General features: G+C 61.5%; 21 protein-coding genes. 9 read left to right on the top strand and 12 right to left on the bottom strand.

All coding sequences use genetic code 11. The features are described 5' to 3' along the window. Positions 1-6: 6 nt before the first annotated feature. From NOV72_RS08670 to pdxR, 11 genes are all read right to left on the bottom strand, one after another. Entirely contained in the window at positions 7-360 is a 354-nt protein-coding gene (locus tag NOV72_RS08670) for an MmoB/DmpM family protein (protein WP_106854180.1), read from the bottom strand. A 35-nt stretch (positions 361-395) separates the two neighbouring features. After that, positions 396-1,481, bottom strand: coding sequence for an aromatic/alkene monooxygenase hydroxylase subunit beta (locus NOV72_RS08665; RefSeq protein ID WP_106854179.1), 1,086 nt, complete (start codon positions 1,479-1,481; stop codon positions 396-398). Between the two features lie 41 nt (positions 1,482-1,522). Further along, positions 1,523-2,566 carry an NADH:ubiquinone reductase (Na(+)-transporting) subunit F gene (locus NOV72_RS08660; RefSeq protein WP_106854178.1) on the bottom strand — a complete coding sequence of 348 codons (1,044 nt, stop codon included), beginning with the start codon at positions 2,564-2,566 and terminating at the stop codon, positions 1,523-1,525. Positions 2,567-2,626: 60 nt separating this feature from the next. Next, the gene (locus NOV72_RS08655; RefSeq protein WP_035498102.1) at positions 2,627-4,297 is read right to left on the bottom strand and encodes an aromatic/alkene/methane monooxygenase hydroxylase/oxygenase subunit alpha; all 1,671 of its coding nucleotides are present in this window, start codon (positions 4,295-4,297) and stop codon (positions 2,627-2,629) included. Positions 4,298-4,508: 211 nt separating this feature from the next. After that, positions 4,509-4,685 (bottom strand): hypothetical protein, encoded by a 177-nt coding sequence (locus tag NOV72_RS32205; protein ID WP_181290927.1) that lies wholly within the window; start codon positions 4,683-4,685, stop codon positions 4,509-4,511. Between the two features lie 217 nt (positions 4,686-4,902). Next, a complete protein-coding gene (locus tag NOV72_RS08645; RefSeq protein WP_106854176.1) occupies positions 4,903-5,208 on the bottom strand; it encodes a hypothetical protein in 306 nt (101 codons plus the stop codon). A 33-nt stretch (positions 5,209-5,241) separates the two neighbouring features. Continuing rightward, entirely contained in the window at positions 5,242-6,285 is a 1,044-nt protein-coding gene (locus NOV72_RS08640) for an NAD(P)-dependent alcohol dehydrogenase (protein WP_106854175.1), read from the bottom strand. A 247-nt stretch (positions 6,286-6,532) separates the two neighbouring features. Then, the gene (locus NOV72_RS32645; RefSeq protein ID WP_245932967.1) at positions 6,533-6,772 is read right to left on the bottom strand and encodes an MOSC domain-containing protein; all 240 of its coding nucleotides are present in this window, start codon (positions 6,770-6,772) and stop codon (positions 6,533-6,535) included. A gap of 32 nt (positions 6,773-6,804) precedes the next feature. Beyond that, complete coding sequence (locus NOV72_RS32640; protein WP_245932969.1) at positions 6,805-6,987, bottom strand: hypothetical protein; 183 nt, start codon at positions 6,985-6,987, stop codon at positions 6,805-6,807. Positions 6,988-7,165: 178 nt separating this feature from the next. Further along, positions 7,166-7,744, bottom strand: coding sequence for a YajG family lipoprotein (locus NOV72_RS08630; RefSeq protein ID WP_106854174.1), 579 nt, complete (start codon positions 7,742-7,744; stop codon positions 7,166-7,168). 175 nt (positions 7,745-7,919) lie between these two features. After that, complete coding sequence (pdxR, locus tag NOV72_RS08625) at positions 7,920-9,383, bottom strand: MocR-like pyridoxine biosynthesis transcription factor PdxR (protein WP_106854173.1); 1,464 nt, start codon at positions 9,381-9,383, stop codon at positions 7,920-7,922. A gap of 148 nt (positions 9,384-9,531) precedes the next feature. On the opposite strand from pdxR, the gene NOV72_RS08620 reads away from it, so the two are divergent. The 9 genes from NOV72_RS08620 (at position 9,532) to NOV72_RS08580 (ending at position 15,731) form a co-directional block, all read left to right on the top strand. After that, positions 9,532-10,182: an FMN-dependent NADH-azoreductase gene (locus NOV72_RS08620; protein WP_106854172.1), complete on the top strand. Its 651-nt coding sequence runs from the start codon at positions 9,532-9,534 to the stop codon at positions 10,180-10,182. 48 nt (positions 10,183-10,230) lie between these two features. After that, complete coding sequence (locus tag NOV72_RS08615) at positions 10,231-10,527, top strand: DUF3331 domain-containing protein (protein ID WP_106854171.1); 297 nt, start codon at positions 10,231-10,233, stop codon at positions 10,525-10,527. Continuing rightward, positions 10,524-11,570 carry an AraC family transcriptional regulator gene (locus tag NOV72_RS08610; protein ID WP_106854170.1) on the top strand — a complete coding sequence of 349 codons (1,047 nt, stop codon included), beginning with the start codon at positions 10,524-10,526 and terminating at the stop codon, positions 11,568-11,570. The genes NOV72_RS08615 and NOV72_RS08610 overlap by 4 nt, the downstream gene beginning before the upstream one ends. A 194-nt stretch (positions 11,571-11,764) precedes the next feature. After that, positions 11,765-12,382 (top strand): nitroreductase family protein, encoded by a 618-nt coding sequence (locus NOV72_RS08605; RefSeq protein WP_106854169.1) that lies wholly within the window; start codon positions 11,765-11,767, stop codon positions 12,380-12,382. 130 nt (positions 12,383-12,512) lie between these two features. Then, a complete protein-coding gene (locus NOV72_RS08600; protein ID WP_106854168.1) occupies positions 12,513-13,058 on the top strand; it encodes a carboxymuconolactone decarboxylase family protein in 546 nt (181 codons plus the stop codon). 65 nt (positions 13,059-13,123) lie between these two features. Further along, positions 13,124-14,041, top strand: a complete 918-nt coding sequence (locus NOV72_RS08595; protein WP_106854363.1) for an NADP-dependent oxidoreductase — start codon at positions 13,124-13,126, stop codon at positions 14,039-14,041. A gap of 197 nt (positions 14,042-14,238) precedes the next feature. Next, positions 14,239-14,658, top strand: coding sequence for a cupin domain-containing protein (locus NOV72_RS08590; protein ID WP_106854167.1), 420 nt, complete (start codon positions 14,239-14,241; stop codon positions 14,656-14,658). Positions 14,659-14,701: 43 nt separating this feature from the next. Then, positions 14,702-15,151 (top strand): GNAT family N-acetyltransferase, encoded by a 450-nt coding sequence (locus NOV72_RS08585; RefSeq protein ID WP_106854166.1) that lies wholly within the window; start codon positions 14,702-14,704, stop codon positions 15,149-15,151. 130 nt (positions 15,152-15,281) lie between these two features. Then, the gene (locus NOV72_RS08580) at positions 15,282-15,731 is read left to right on the top strand and encodes a DUF3788 domain-containing protein (RefSeq protein WP_106854165.1); all 450 of its coding nucleotides are present in this window, start codon (positions 15,282-15,284) and stop codon (positions 15,729-15,731) included. Here NOV72_RS08580 and NOV72_RS32635 read toward each other — a convergent pair. Next, entirely contained in the window at positions 15,666-16,022 is a 357-nt protein-coding gene (locus NOV72_RS32635; RefSeq protein WP_245932949.1) for a DUF2000 family protein, read from the bottom strand. The genes NOV72_RS08580 and NOV72_RS32635 overlap by 66 nt on opposite strands. Between the last annotated feature and the right edge of the window lie 26 nt (positions 16,023-16,048).

Below are 16,048 nucleotides of genomic sequence, written 5' to 3'. Positions count from 1 at the left end.
GCGCTTTCATTCGTAGGCCATCGCGTCTTCCATGTTGCCGAACAGCACGACGGTGTCGTCGTCGATCATCACCATGCGGCCGTAATGCGTCGACGTCGATATCTCGAACAGATGAGGCGTCATCTCGCGGCCCAGCACTTCGCTGATTTCGCCCATCCTGAACTCGATTTTGTCCTGCCCGTCGATGCGGATCATCGCCGGCAGATACGTGACCGTGATGCCCGGCTTGCTTCCCATGAGCTCGGCGATCGCGCGGGCCTCGACGCTGTCGTTCATCGTCACGCCGCACTGATGCGAGATGGTCTGCTCGAAGCGAAGATCCTTGATCGACTTGAAGATGTTGTCGGTATGCACTGACATGAGCTGCTCCTGTTCGCGGTGGATTCAAACGAGTCTCAGGCTTCGGTCGCGAGTGAAGACGGAATGCCGATTTCCTTTGCGATCAGTTCCGCACGCTCGATGGAACTGTTCAGGCAATCGGTGAATTGCGCCGCCTTCGCATGGGGAATCGACCAGACCGGCTGCAAGTGCCTGGCCGCGTCGGCGGCGAGCGCGCCGTGCTTTTCGAGCCACGCCCCGAACAGCGCGCGGTTCGCTTCGCCGTGCGCCGGGTCGTTCGCGAGCATGTGGAACAGCTCGACCGCGTTGGCGAGATTGCGCTCGTAGTCGCCTTCGGCGGCGGACACGACGGTCGGCGTCACGAAGTCGTTTTGCGCAGCCGCGATCTGCATGATGAAACCGCTGCGGAACAGATCTCCCACCAGCGGCTCGAAGACCACATTGACGGCGAAATACTTTTCAAGGTAATCGGTCGCGCCGCCGATCGTCTCGATGGCCAGACGCGTAGGCTGCCAGACCGGATCTTCGAGCCAGTGCTTCTTGCCGGCATCGAGATCGAAGCCGGGCAGGTCGAGCGCGATCTCGCCAAGATACAGCGTCAGGTCCTGTGCGAAACGCAGCTTGTACGACGCGTTCGTCAGGATCGCGCTGTTGATCATCTGCGTGTAGCCGTAGCGTTGCGCGTGCATGGTCGCGGTGCCGAGGCCGAATTCCGCATGTTTGTAGGCGCCCAGATGCTGCTCCAGAACCTTCACCCACGCCTTGTCGAAACGCTTGACCGCGCCCGTGCGCCGCGCATTGGCGATCGCATTCGTAACCATTCCGACGATAGTCGACTGACGCTGATAATGCGTGCGCTCCCATTCCTCGTCGACCGCGCGGAACGTGTGCCAGTCCGAGCTTTTCGCCGCTGTCCACGTTTCCGAGTAGGTCGGCGTGCCGTCGGCGAACTGAAGGATCCAGTCCTGAATCAGATAGCGCTTCGGGTCCGGCTGCACGTCGACGGTCATGTCCTCGTAATGGCTCGCCTTGCGGCCCTTCGGTTCGAAATAGTTGTACTTGCGGCTGTCCCAGCCCGCGAATTGCGCCGCGCCCGCGGCACCCGACTTAACCGTTGCCGAATGCTCCGTCACTGTACTCATGTCGCGTCTCCTTTACTTAGCCTTGTGCACCGATGAATCGATCATCGGACCGCCTGAGTGAACTTGTCGAAGAAGAGCCGCTCCGGTTCCACGCCCGCCATCTGCAGCGCCGGAATCACGGCGTCGATCATCGCCGTGGGACCGCATGCGTAGGCGTCGATATCGCCCGCGAGCGATTCCTCGCGCAACCTGCGGCTCACGACTTCATGGATGAAACCCGTATCGCCCGTCCAGTCGTCGCCGGGTTCGGCATTCGACAGCGCCGGAATGAAGCGGAAGTCCGGCAGCCGGCCGGCGAAGTCCGCAAACTCGTCGAGATAGAACAGGTCGCGGCGGGCGCGCGCGCCGTAGAAGAAACGCACGGGCCGTTCTTCGCCGCTCTCTACGTGATCCTGCAGGATCGACCACAACGGCGACATGCCCGAACCGCCTCCGACCAGCACCATCGGGCCGGGCTGATCCTCGCGCCGAAAACACGTGCCGTAAGGGCCTTTGGCAACGAGCCGGTCGCCGGGCTTCAGGCCGTCGTCGAGCAGCGAAGAGAACGCGCCGTTCGGATACTTCTTGATGATGAAGCGCAGCCGCCTTTCGCCATCGGGCGGATTGGCCATCGAGAACGAGCGCGTGATGCCCGCGGACGGCATCGTCAGATCGACGTACTGGCCGGCCCAGAAGCGCAGCGGACGGCTCAGTTCGACTTCGAGCAGACGGATGTCGTGCGTGAGCGGCGCGATGCTCGTGACCGTCGCGTCGTATTCGGCTACGGGTATCGAGCGGCGCATCAGGTCTTCGTCGTAGTTCAGCAGCTCGACGGTCAGGTCGCTGTAGGCGAGCGTCCTGCACAGCAGAATATGACCCGACTCCTTTTCGTAGTCCGGCAATGCGAAGGTCGAATACTTCTTCAACTCGACGTCGCCCTCCACGAGCAGCGACTTGCAACTGCTGCACTGCCCTTCCTTGCATCCGTGCATGACGGCGATGCCCTGCCGGAACGCCGCCTCCAGCACCGTCTCGCCCTCCTCGACGGACATCTCGACGCCGACCGGCTCGAAGCGGACCGTATGCGTCTGATTCGAATCGCTCATAGGTTTTCCCATGCTCGTCGCGGCCCGATGCGCACGAACGCAGCGGGCCGCAGGCCCGTCTCAACTGCACGGATTGATCGTGAAGCCCGCGCGATATTCCGCGATGTGCTTCTCGCGCTGCTCCGGCGTCATCTCCCGCAACAGCACGATCGGGCTCTGGATGGTGTGGCCGCGAACATGGTCGAGCGTCCACATGTCGCGGTTGTCGAAGCGCAGATGCGGTTGCGGCACGAGCGTCCTGCCGTCGCTGCGAACGAAGCCGAGATCCTTGATGCAATCCGCGAGATCCCAGCCGTGATAGACCTCTTCCCATTCGCGGCGGCCGCTGAAGCGGCCCATCGCGGGCGTCGGACGGCCTTCGTATTCCGACGCGAACGCGACCTTGTGTGTCCAGCGGCATAACTCCGAGCAGTACGTGTAGAGCTTGCCGTCGACTTCATCGACGCAGAAGTCCTCGCGGATCAGACACGGCACGAGGCAGCTCCAGCACCGATGCGGATACACATAGCCGTTCTCCTGATCGAACAGCATGTTGGTCTCGCCCGGCACGCTCTTCTTCGCATACCACTTCCAGTAGTCGCCGAACTCCGCATACCAGCCCGGATATTTATGCTCGAACCACTCGAAGTCCTTCTCGGTCTGCGCCTCGATGCGCCAGAAGTTCACCGGCCAGCCGACCGAGAAGAATTGCGCGACCTTGTGCACGTAGTTCTTCTTGACGAGGCGATCCCACGCGGCGGCGACATCGTCGTGATGAATCTTGATGCCGTACTTTTCGAGCGGCAGCATGTAGGTGCGGTAGTAATCCTCGTAGATCCACCGGTGCCACAACTCCGCATACGACTCCTTCTTCTTGTCGCGATCGGTCGTGCCGTACTCGATGAACGTGCCGATGGCCGCATCGACGATGGCGTGGTTCTGCCAGAACGCATAGCGCAGATCCCGTTCGAGCAGCAGATGATTGTCCGGATCGTTGATGACCGACATCATCAGCGAATGACCATTGCCAATGTGCCGGCTCTCATCCGACTGCACGGAAAGGAACACGGTCGGCAACGCATAGTCGCCGTTGCGCGCCGCTTCCGATGGCATCGCCACGAACAGCGTGTTGGTGAAGGCGGTTTCCGCGACCACCTGCAGGAACACGTTGGCGGCCGTCACGGCATCGCCCGTCAGAAAGCCTTCCGCGAACTGCCGGCCGATGGTCGTCGCGTAGCACTTGCCGAACGCGGCTTCGGTGATATCGAAGCCCGCCGGATCGATGTAGTTCTCCATGTACCACTTCTTCAGGTTCATCTGGATCGTCGAGTGGCGAAACTCGTCGACCATCTGCATCGTGAAGCCGGTGCGCAGTTCTTCTCCGGGCGCAAGACGGCCGAGCATCGCCATCGAGCGTGCGGCCGAGATTTCCGGAAACGGGATGATCGCGAGGAACAGCTTCATCCACTCGACCCAGCGCGGCTCGACATTACGGAACATATCGCCGCGCAACGCCGCGTCGAGCGCGCCGTAGACGCGGTTGTCCTTCTCCTCCTGCATCGGGAAATACGAGCGCAAAACCTGCTTCATGGGATCGCGCGGCGCCTTGCTGATCTTGTAGTCGGTCGGGAAGGTCATCGCTTCCTGAACGTAACTGGGTGTCCAGCCGAGATCCGCGACGCGTTTGGCCGCCTCGCCGATGCTGATTCCTCGCTGGGACGTGATCTTGTTGAGCGTTAATGCTTCTGACATCGAGCTCTCCTTGTCCGGTTACAGGGAGACCGGCGGCTTCTCGCGCGCAGGCCCGTGATCGTCAACACATGCGCCGCTTTCGTCGGCGCGGTCCGATATAGAGCGACAAGCGTGCCATGCGCTTCGGTCCCCATGCAGCAAGGCCGCGCTCGCGAGCGTGTCGTGGAACGCGACGTGTGCGTTCCTGCGGTGTCCGAATCTGCGACATCGTTCACGGGCTGTTCGCGGGCGTGGATTCGTTCTCAACCGGCTGTCCTTGCGCGATGCAGCGCGCGGCGACGATCAGCGCGCCCATCGCGAAGTCGCGGCCGTACGCGCCGATCATCTCGTCGGACAGCGCGCCTAGCCGTTCGAAGAACGCTTCTTTCGTGGTTGCATCGGTCGTCATGTTCATCTCCGTGTTCCCGAGATCCTGAATAACGCGTGCGGCAGATACACGAGCGCGGGATCGCCGACAGACGCAGCGCATCGGCGACGCAGATCGCGCTATCGACTTCGGTGCGCTGGCGGAATTCGACGACTCCAAAGCGCCGCCCGGGCTGCCCGGCGCAGCACACAATCGAGCGGCGTGGTCTTGCCCGCGCCGGGAAAGCCGGTCATGCGCTTCATCGCGACTCGCGGCGCAGCGCCGCTTCCACGTCCGCCAGTGCAGCAGTGAGACGCGCGCGTCGTTCCTCGAGCGCGCGTATCGATTCGTTCGCGTCGTGTAGCCGTTCGCGCAGCATCTCGATGTCCAGACATTGCTGCGACGTGCGCGCTTCGGGCGGACTTGCCGCCAGCGCGCCTTCCAGCTCGATCTCGACGCCCGCGACGCGGCTCTTGCCGCGCAGATGATCCGAATTGATCTGCGTCAGCGCGATCACGAGCCGCACGCGCTCCGAGATGGGCGTGACATTGCCTTGCGCCGCCATGACGCTCTCCGCTCGAATCCAGTTGACCGGCTACTAGGGAATGAGGACCGCGCGTCCCTTGATCCTGCCGTGATGCAGATCCTTGAGCGCCTGATTCGCGTCGCTCAGCCGGTATTCGCGCGTGGCCAGATTCACGAGCCCGCGATCCGCGAGCGCCATCAGTTCGACGAGTTCGGGATAGGTTCCGACCAGATTGCCCACGATGGTCTTTTCGCTCGTGATCATGTCGATGGTCGGAATCTCGATCTTCCCGCCATAACCGACGATGTAATAGAAGCCCGCATTGCGCGTCATCGCGAGACCTTTCGCGATGGCATCGCCTTCGCCGACGAAATCGATCACGGCTTCCGCGCCGTTGCCGTGCATCAGTTCGAGCACGCGTTCCACATCGCCTTCCCCGGCTTGAACGGTGTGATGCGCGCCGCACTCTTTCGCTAGCGCCAGCGCAGTTTCCGAACGATCGACGACGATGATCTCCGCCGCGCACAGCGCATTGAGCACCTGAATGCCGATATGCCCCAGTCCGCCCGCACCGATCACCACGGCGAACTGCCCGGGCAGCAAATGACGCGACGCCTTCTTCGCGGCGCGATATGCGGTCAGGCCGGCATCCGTGTAGGGCGCGACGTCTTTCGGCGCGAGCGTGGATGGCAGACGGATCAGCGAGCGTTCGCCGGTCGATAGATATTCGGCGTAACCGCCGTTCGCGTTGATGCCGGGAAAGCGGCTCTCGGTCGCGTGCATGTCGTCGCCGCGCCGGCACGCGAGACAGTGGCCGCTCGTGACGAGCGGATGACAGACGACCGGATCGCCCACCTTGACGCTTTCGACGGCGCGCCCGACGGCCTCGACCCAGCCGGCGTTCTCGTGGCCCATGATGTAGGGGAGCGCGACATCGACCTTGCCGCGCCAGATTCCCTCGACGACGTGCAGGTCGGTGCGGCACACGCCTGCTCCGCCGATGCGGACGATCACGTCGGTCGGTCTGACGATGTCGGGCGTTTCAACGTCTTCATAGCGAACGAATTCGTCGCGGGACAAGGTTTCGTCGTACTCGTGCAGCACGGCAGCCTTCACGTTATGTCTCCTTGGGCGTTATCGTCGAGTCAGCGCAGAGCTGCCCGCGGAGCCTCTGGAGCAAGGATTACGCCAATGAAGACCTCTGCGCGGAGAACCCGGATTCCTGCACGTCTTCGCGGCAATCGGCTACGCGATACGCGCATGACTCCGGGCGGGTTGCGGGGAGACGTGTCGCAGTTTCGAACACATTGACGAAGCTTTGTCGTATGAGGATGTCGCAACTTGCGACGGCCAGCGCGAGCGATCAGGGCAGCGGCTCGATCATGCTCGAAAGATCGAGCCTGCCGCCTTCGACGACGCGCGCCGTGATGCCGCCGAATCCGCGCACCGCGTTATAGCCGCCCACGCCGAACGCCTCTTCCATGCGCGAGCACGGATGACATTCCCCGCTCGCTTCCAGCACCGCGCCGCCGATACGAAAGCGCCGGTCCTTCAGCGCATGAAGATTCATGCCCGCCGTAACGATATTGCGCCGCAAATCCAGGGGCGAAACGTCATCGAGACCGAGGTGGCTCGCTATCGCGCGCAGGCTCTCCGCATCAGCGTTACTTGCCGATTGCCGCCCTTGCGGCTGTAGTGGTCGCCTTCGAGACCGCCGTCCGTCAGCGCGAGCGCGAATTCGACCACGTCGAGCGGCTCGCGCCGCGCGCCGCGCAAGCCTATCCATACGACTTTGCCCGGCCTCACCGGAGCATTCATGAGACGTGCGAGAGGGGAATCGGGATTGAGCGGCATGGCATGAGAAGGTGAATGATTCGCCCGATTTTATCGGTCATGCCATGCGGTGGATTCAAAGAGATTTGTCGAAGCTATTTTTCGGGCAGGCCGGCGATGTTGGCCCAAGAGCCTCCTGTCCTCGAAGCACCCGCCCGAATGGCTAGCGTGGATCGATCTGCTTGACGATATCGGCGGCGATGGCGCGTGCCTGTTTGTCCGAGGTCGGGGCAAAGATGCCCTGCCACGCTGAAGACGATGTGTTGTAGCTGCGTTCGCCGAATACTCGCCCGCTTTGAAGATCACGGAATGCCACGCGCGCCTGAATGAAAGCGTTGCCGGTCATGATGCCCAAGGTATAACGCGCGCCCGGCGCAACGAAATGAAAATCTTCCACGTAGACATCGACCACCGTGCCAGCGCCGGAGCGTGATGTGCGCTTGACGGTTTCATCGACGAATGCGGAACTGGCATCCTTGGATGCGCCTTCCATGGCTTCGCGCCACTCGGTCTGCACCCGCGGCCAGTCCGACGCAGAAGTGGCGACGGTCGATCCGCTCATTCGCAGCACGATGGTGTGCGTGGAAGCCGCCGGAACCACGATGCCGGTCTGCGTTACCTTTCCGTCCGATGAAGCTGTAGCCGACGTTGCGGCGTTCTGGGTTTGCAGCGAGGCAGCACATCCGCTCAGAAGAAAGGCGATGCCGCTGAGCGTCAAAGCAGAGAGATAGCGATTGCGCATGTTTGAGTTCTCGATTGAAGGCGCGTCACAGTATGAGGCTTTTGCACGGCGCAGAAATGACACCTGATAAGCACGTTTTCTGGCGGTGCGCAGTCACCGTATCTTGCTTCATTGAGGTGGCCAATCGGAGGCATTCCTGCAACTGCGCGACGATAGCGCGTGCGCCCGGCACGTCTCATGAGCGATATCGGTCGATGATCTCGAACAGTCGCTGACACGATGCGGCGAGATGCTCTTCAGGCGCCGTGGCAACCCCGAGCAAAAGGCCGGGTAAAGTCCAGGACGGATTCGCGAACCACGCGGAGAAAGGCGATGGCGCCATGCCAGCGGTCATCGCTTCGCGAACGATCCGCACATCGGGTGCGCCGTCGGGAAGGCGGAGAAGCACTGCCAGGCCTGCATTGACCCACTCCGCGTCGCGCATTCTCAACTGCTCGCATAGTGCGTCACGTTGGGCGGAATACAGTCGCTTGAGCCGACGCACGCGGCGAACGAAGTGGCCGTCATGCATGAATTGAGCCGTGGCAAGTTGAACTACGGGTGACGGCGCGGGAGCGAGTGTTGCGGCCACCTCGGCGAACGCGTTGGCCAGTTCGATCGGCGCCACGACGAAACCAAGGCGCAGAGCCGGGCTGACAGTCTTGCTGAAGGAACCAATGTGAATGACTCGCCGGCCCTCGCCCAAAGACGCCATAGCCGGTGCCGGCCTGCCCTGCAGTTGTAGCTCGCCGAGATAGTCGTCTTCGATGATCCAGGCATCGTTCGAGGCCGCCCATTCGAGCAACTGAAGACGCCGCCTCAACGACAGGGTCGAGCCCAAGGGAGCCTGCTGACCAGGTGTCAAGACGGCCAAGGCGGCGTCCGCAGCGTGCTCGATGCCATAGTCGACGTTCAGGCCGTCTGCATCGACCGGGACCGGCACGATATTCAAGCGAGCGAGCTCCAACCCTTTCCGGGTAACCATGAAACCCGGCTCTTCCATCCAGACTTTCTTGCGGTCCAGACTCAGCACGCGCAGCGCCAGGCCCAGGCCAGAGCTGTATCCCGATGTGATGAACACCTGCTCAGGGTGGCAATGAAAGTTTCTGGCGATGGAGAGATTGCCCGCGACCTCCCTGCGCAGTTCGAACTCCCCTCTTGGGTCGGGATAGAGCAGTGAAGACAGACATCCGGTTTTCAGTAGATTGGACGAACGCGCTCGTGAAAAGAGGTTGTCCGGTAGCCCTCCAAACGCAGGAACGCCGAGCTGAAAGATTGCCGGCCCCGCGTTCATCTCCTCATAGGCCTTCATGAACGCGCCGAGCCGCGGCGCTTTGGGTCGAGTCGCCGCCACGTGGGGCCGCGGGGCCACGCGGGTGCCCCCTGCCCCGAATGTTTCGATCATCTGGGCGTCGGACAAGCGTTCATATGCCGCTTGAACCGTACCGCGCGCCACGCCGAGCTGTGCGGCCAGATCCTGCCACGAGGGAAGTCGAGTGTCGGGTGTGAGCACGCCTGACTCGATGGCCCTGCTGATGCTCTCGCGAATCTGTTCCGCCAAGGGCAGCTTCGCTGTCCGGTCAAGCTCAATCTGAAAACCTGGTTCCACGATCTTGGTACACACAAAATTAAGGAGTCTTGGTTCTTCATTCCGCACCATCGATGGTACAGAATTCTTGCATCGCAGTTGAAACAAAAGCAAGGCCAACACGGACATAGCTGCCCGATGCCGTCCGCAGACCGGCCAGCCCGATCCTATACAAGCACTCGATACCGCAATCGCCCTTGAAGCAGCCGGAGAAAGAGCCATGAACATCCTGCATATCGATTGCAGCCCGCGACCGGAGTCGCAGAGTCGACAACTGTCGGCAGCGGTCGTTCGCAAGCTTCTCGACGTCCTCCCGGACGCGCATGTGCATCGCCGGGATCTGGGGTATGAACCGATACCCCATGCAGGAGCCGCCTATGCCGCGGCGCTCTCGACGCCGGCCTCGCTGGCTGCGGCCGGGCGGTCGGCCGACGCGCTGCTTCTGGCCGAGCAACTCATTCGTGAGGTCGAGCGCTCGGATGTCATCGTGATCGGAACGCCGATGAACAACTTTACGATCCCGTCCGTCCTGAAGGCGTGGATCGATCAGATTCTCCGTGTCGGCCGCACGATGAAGTCGACGCCGGCGGGCAAGGTCGGAATGCTTCGGGACCGTCCTGTATTCGTCGGTATCGCTTCGGGTGGTGTGTTCACGGGCGATCGAGCCAACCAGCCGGATTTCCTCACGCCCTACCTTTCCGCTGTGCTCGGCTGCATCGGTCTGAACTCAGTCCATTATCTGCCGATGCAGGCCACCGCTTTCATCGATGAATCACGCGCGGCCGAACTTCGCGGCTCGCTCATCGCCGCGATTGAACCGGCAGTGTCGAGCCTCGTGCACCGTCCCGTTTGCATGAACGAAGGACGGTAACGCGTCCGAACTCAGCGACAATATTTTCATGATGAGCGATACCCGGCCATGCAAAACGAACGTTCGCCCTTGCATATCTCGATTGTGGAAAAGCTTTCGTCGACGACCATCAGCGTGTGCTGGAGCGACCCTTGTCTGGGTCATTACGCGAATCAGATCTGGGGAATCGGTTCTGCGCGCGGGGAAGCGACTTGTGTGCTGTCAGGTAAGCGAATCCGCCGTGGAGATTCCGTCTTTCGTCCGCGCGCCTATGGTTCACGGGTGCCCATCAATCGCCATCGCATGATTCTCGCTTCCGCTGTTTCCAGCCTGTGCGCCATCACCTTGGAACACAGTGAATCATGAGCACATCACGAAAGGTTGCGACGGCGGCCGCTGACGTGCGCCTGCGCGCCGACGCCGATCTCGATACCGTCTTTCCCTTACCGACGTCCCAAGTCGACTGGCTGAGCCACCTTTTGCAAATGGTAACCATCACCGGCCGACCGGAGGTGCGCTGCGCCTATGGTGCACCTTGGCGTGTGGCCTGGGGTCCGTCGGCAGCGCACGAGATTCCCTACCACGTCGTGCTCGAGGGCCGGGCCATCATCGAGGATCGGGAAACAGGGACGGCTATGGAACTGCAAGCCGGCGATATCCTCCTGCTGCCCCATGGGTCGGCGCACGTTCTGCACGATGGCAGTGGACAGGCGCCCGGACCCACGTGCGAACGCGAAAGTGCTGCCGGATTGACGTTCAGCGAGAATGACGGCCAGGGTGAACACCTCGACATGCTGTGCGGCCGTTTTTTCATCGGACCGCTTCATGGTCGGCTCATTCGCAATTACCTGCCCACCAATCTCGTGGTGCGGACCACGATCGGCGATGGTGAAGCGCGTAGCACGTCTGCTTCGAGCCACCTGGCCAGTTTCGTTGAGCTTATGCGCGAGGAGTCTAACGGCGATAAGGTGGGCGGATACGCCATCCTCAATTCGCTTAGCTCGGCGCTCTTCACACTGGTTCTGCGCGAAGCCAGCAAATCCGATCAGGCTCCGGCGGGCTTGTTGGCGCTCGCCGGCCATCCACGGCTGGCTCCGGCCATTTCGGCCATGTTGGGGGATCCCGCACGGCCCTGGAATCTGCCTGACCTTGCCGCTTTGTGCAGCATGTCACGCGCCACCTTCATGCGGCACTTTCAAGACACACTGGGACGTTCGGCCATCGACTTTCTGACCGATATCCGCATGAGCATGGCCGCCAACGAACTGAAGAAGCCGGCGATGACCACCGAGGCCGTGGCCGAGTCGGTGGGGTATCAATCCGTGTCGTCATTCCGACGTCTGTTTGCCGACCGGACGGGCATGACGCCGGGCCAATGGCGCCGTCTCGCGCGCCGGGATGGAACTTGATCCTTTTGGATATTTTATTGAGTAAATCCAGTCTCGAGATTGTGGAACGGCAGGCCTAAAGTGGAAGCTCCTAACCGCCTCCCCGGACAACGCCGATGCCGTCCTTCAATTTGAAGACCATGAATGACATAACCACTTCGTAAAACGAAATCCGTCTCGTATCCAATCTATCTTTGTAGCCATAGGAAATCGCCATGATCAATGCAGTCATCGAATGCATCCTGAATCGCAGCGCCGCCAAGTACTACGATTCCTCCGCCAACTTGAGCGACGACCAGATCCGCGAACTGGTGCAAATCGGCACCAGTGCGCCGACGTCCTTCCACTTGCAGAATTGGCGCTTCATCGCCGTACGCACGCCTGAGGCCAAGGCGCGGCTGAGTCCGATCGCCTGGAGCCAGCCCGCAATCACCGACGCGGCTGTTACGTTCATCGTCTGCGGCCAGTTGGTCGATACGAGTGTCATTCCGGAGCGCCTGGCTCCGCTGGTGAAAGCGGGCATCATGCCGGCCGCGATGGTGCCGGAATGGGAGAACCCGGCGCGCGAACTGTACATGGCGTACCCGCAGCGCCGGCGAGACGAGGCCGTACGCACCGCGACCTTTGGCGCGTCGGCAATGATCTATGCCGCCCGCTCGCTGGGTCTAGGTTCGACGCCGATGATCGGTTTCGATGCCGAAGCCGTGCACCGCGAGTTCGGACTCGCCACGGACGAAGTGCCGGTCCTGCTGTTGTCCGTGGGACCGGAACGGGCAGGAAACTGGGCGCAGAAGCCGCGCCGCCCCGTGGACGATGTGTTGGATCTCGTGTAAGCGCTTCGCCGCGGCAGCGACCACGCTGAACGCTCTCTTCTACCCGGGATCCGGACACGAAACAGGCCGAAGGATAGTTCCCAAATGAGCTTTCCTGAACCAGTTAAACCAGTAAATTATGGAGCTTAATATGTCAAGGACTACTACTTTAAATACTGAACAAGTGCCGGCCGATTCGAAACCGACACTCGATGCCTTCAGCAAAAATATCGGATTCACTCCGAATATGATGGCGAGCTTCGCGCAGAGCCCGATCGCGTTCAACGCATGGGCCACCTTGCTTGGCTCGCTGAGCAAAGTGCTCGACGTGAAGACGCGTGACAGCATCGGCCTCGCGGTCTCCGAAGTGAACGGCTGCAACTACTGCCTGACGGTTCACAGCTTCACAGCCGAGCACATGGCGAAGCTGCCGTCCGATGAAATCATCCTGGCCCGCAGAGGCCATGCAACCGATCCGAAGCGGGACGCCGCCGTCCAGTTTGCGCGCAAGGTCATCGAGACCCGGGGGCAAGTCAGCGACGCTGATCTGAATGCCGTCCGCGATGCAGGCTACACCGACGCCAACGTGATGGAAATCGTCGCGCTCGTGGCCATGTACTCCCTGACGAACTTCTTCAACAACGTGTTCGATCCCGACAAGGACTTTCCCGCTGTCGCGCCGGCCGGCTCGATCTGAACGCTACCCGCTCGTCTGCGAAGGCATTCGGCGACGAGCGTGTACTGATGAAAAGGAGGTGGACGATGAAGGCAATCATTGTGACGGACCAGGCCGCTGGAACGGCCGGGATGCAGTTGACGGTGCGCCCCGAGCCGCAGGCGGCGATAAACGATGTGGTCGTGCAGGTTCATGCCTCGGGATTCACCTGGGATGAGCTGACGTGGCCCCCGACCTGGACCGATCGCCTCAACCGTGACCGGACACCATCGATTCCCGGTCACGAACTGGCCGGCGTGGTGACCGCTCTTGGCTATGGCACGGCGGGGCTGTCAGTGGGACAGCGGGTGTTCGGTCTCACGGACTGGACTCGCGACGGCACGCTGGCCGAGTATGTGGCCGTCGAGGCCCGCAACCTCGCTCCGCTGCCCGGTGACGTCGATTTCACGGTGGGCGCCAGCCTGCCGATGCCGGGTCTGACCGCGTGGCAGGGACTGTTCGAGCACGGCGGCCTTCGGTCGGGGCAGAGCGTCCTCGTGCACGGCGCGGCGGGCGTAGTGGGGTCGATGGCGATTCAGCTTGCGCGTGAGGACGGCGCCTACGTCATCGGCACTGGACGCGCGCTCCACCGTCAAACGGCGCTCGACTTCGGCGTGCACGAGTTCGTCGACCTCGAGAACGACACCCTCGAAGACGTCGGCGGCGTCGATCTGGTTTTCGATGTCTTCGGCGGCGACATTGCCAGGCGGTCTGCAGCCCTGATTCGCGCCGGAGGAACGCTGGTGACCATCGCCGGGCCGACCGAGGCGCGGCCCGCCGACGGCCTGACGGTCGACTTCGTTGTCGAGTCCAATCGCGCGCAACTCGGTGAGATCGTCCAGCGGGTGCGGGACGGACGGTTGCGGACACACATCGGCAACGTCTCGACTCTCGACGACGCCATCGCCACCTTCAACGGGCCCAAGCGGTTCAATGGGAAGACGATTATCCGCGTTCGTCCTTGAAAGCGGCGATGGCTCCTGTTCGGATGCAGCCGGAAAAGCGCGTCGGTTTCGACCGCTTCGGGCATGTCCCGCGCTGATTGGACCGTGGTCTCGCGCGTCCGGCGGTGCTGCGTGGGCTGGAAGTGGCGACGGCCTGAAGCAGCCCCGGCATGGACACGGAAGAGCGCCGACTCGCCAACATTGAGAAGGGGAAGTCCATGAAGATTCGAGCCATCATCGCTGCCGGCTACGTGACGCTCGCCATCGTGACGGCCAGTCCCGCCTCGGCCCATGATAGCGAAGGGCAAACCGTCGCCACGAATTTCGATGCGGTTGTTCCCAATATTCCCGGCAAGTCGATGATCGTCGTGGAAGTCGATTACGCGCCGGGCGGAGCTTCGCCGCCCCACACGCACGCGAAGTCGGCCTTCATTTACGCCTACGTGATCGAGGGTGCGATCGAGTCGAAGGTGAATGATGGCGAGACGCGCGTCTATCGGACAGGCGAGAGCTGGTCCGAAGCGCCGGGCGCGACCCATTCGATCAGCCGCAACGCGAGTAAGACCCAGCCGGCAAAGCTGCTCGCAGTCTTCGTCCTCGACACGAATGACAAAGCACTGACCACGCCGATCAAATAGCCGAAAGCCTGGCTATGGATCAATCGGGTTTGAGGAGCATTCAATGCAATCAATTGAGATCAAAGCCATTGATAGCAAGGATTTCGATATCTGGCTTCCTTTGTGGAAAGGCTATCAGCGATTTTACGAAGTGGATATCCCCGCGTCCGTGACACTCGAGACATGGGCGCGGTTTCTGGACCCCATTGAGCCGATGCATGCCGCGCTCGCGATGGTGGGCGAACACGCTTTCGGCCTGGTGCATTCGATCTACCATCGGTCCACCTGGACAACAAGCGACTACTGCTATCTTCAGGACTTATATGTCGCGCCTGATGTACGCGGCGGCGGCATTGGCCGCGCGCTGATCGAGCATGTTTATGCGGATGCGAACCGTCGCGGGGTGTCGCGTGTTCACTGGCTCACGCATGAAACCAACTATACCGGCAGGCGGCTTTACGACAGCGTCGGTGCTCGCTCGGGTTTTATTCAGTACCGGAAACTATTCACTTGAAATGCACACGCTCGCTGTCGGCTGCGACTTGATTCATCACGCTCACCTTCTCCTTGAGCACCCCGGGTGGCGGAAGCGATGGCGGGATGCACTTTAAAGGCGTCGCAACCAGGACGAAGAGGAAAGCAACATGAACCATGCCCCCCAGATCGGCGACAGAATCGCCGACAGATCTTCACAGCCCGATGAGCGCGCTGTCCGGGCGTGGATGGGGCCGGAGGCGTTTCAGCACTGGGTGGAACTGCGGACCTGGATCGAGGCATCCTATCCCGGTGTTTTCGCGCCCGATTGGCTATATGGTGGAAAGAAGCGCGGCTGGTCACTGCGCTACAAGAAAAACAAGGCCTTCTGCACCCTGCTGCCGGCATACAGGCTGTTTTCGGTGCTGGTAGTCCTGGGGCGCGTCGAGCGAGAGAATTTCGAAGCGCGGCGTTATTCCTGGAGCCCGCAACTGGTCAAGCTCTACGATGAAACCCGAGCCTACCCCGACGGAAAATGGCTGACTGTTCCAGTCTCATCGGCGGATGATCGGCATGAGGTGATAGAGCTTATGAGTATGAAGCGCCCTACGCTTGCATGAGGGGCCAAGGGTGAACGCGACCACTGCCGCAGCGTTCGACGCTTTACCCGGCGGCAGCGCTTCATCGACGACGATCACACAACGTTCCAGCTTTGGCGGCACTTTCTGCGCGTCCGCCTCGATTGCTTCGGTATGCAATAGCAATAGCTCTCTCCTGAAAAATCGACCTCGGAGAGCATTATGGAACAACACGTTGGCATCGGGCGGCAGACTCGCTAGATACGCGCGCTGCGTCGGCAGGCGGGCACGTTCGGCGATGACGGCCAGATCGTTAATATCGAGGTCGTCCACAGAAACTCTACTGACGATGATCGCGC

Source organism: Caballeronia novacaledonica, from assembly GCF_900258035.1.
In the GTDB taxonomy this organism is placed as follows: Bacteria; Pseudomonadota; Gammaproteobacteria; order Burkholderiales; family Burkholderiaceae; genus Caballeronia; species Caballeronia novacaledonica.
Note: the sequence above shows the minus strand (reverse complement) of the source record. Positions and strands in the feature narration are given on the sequence as shown.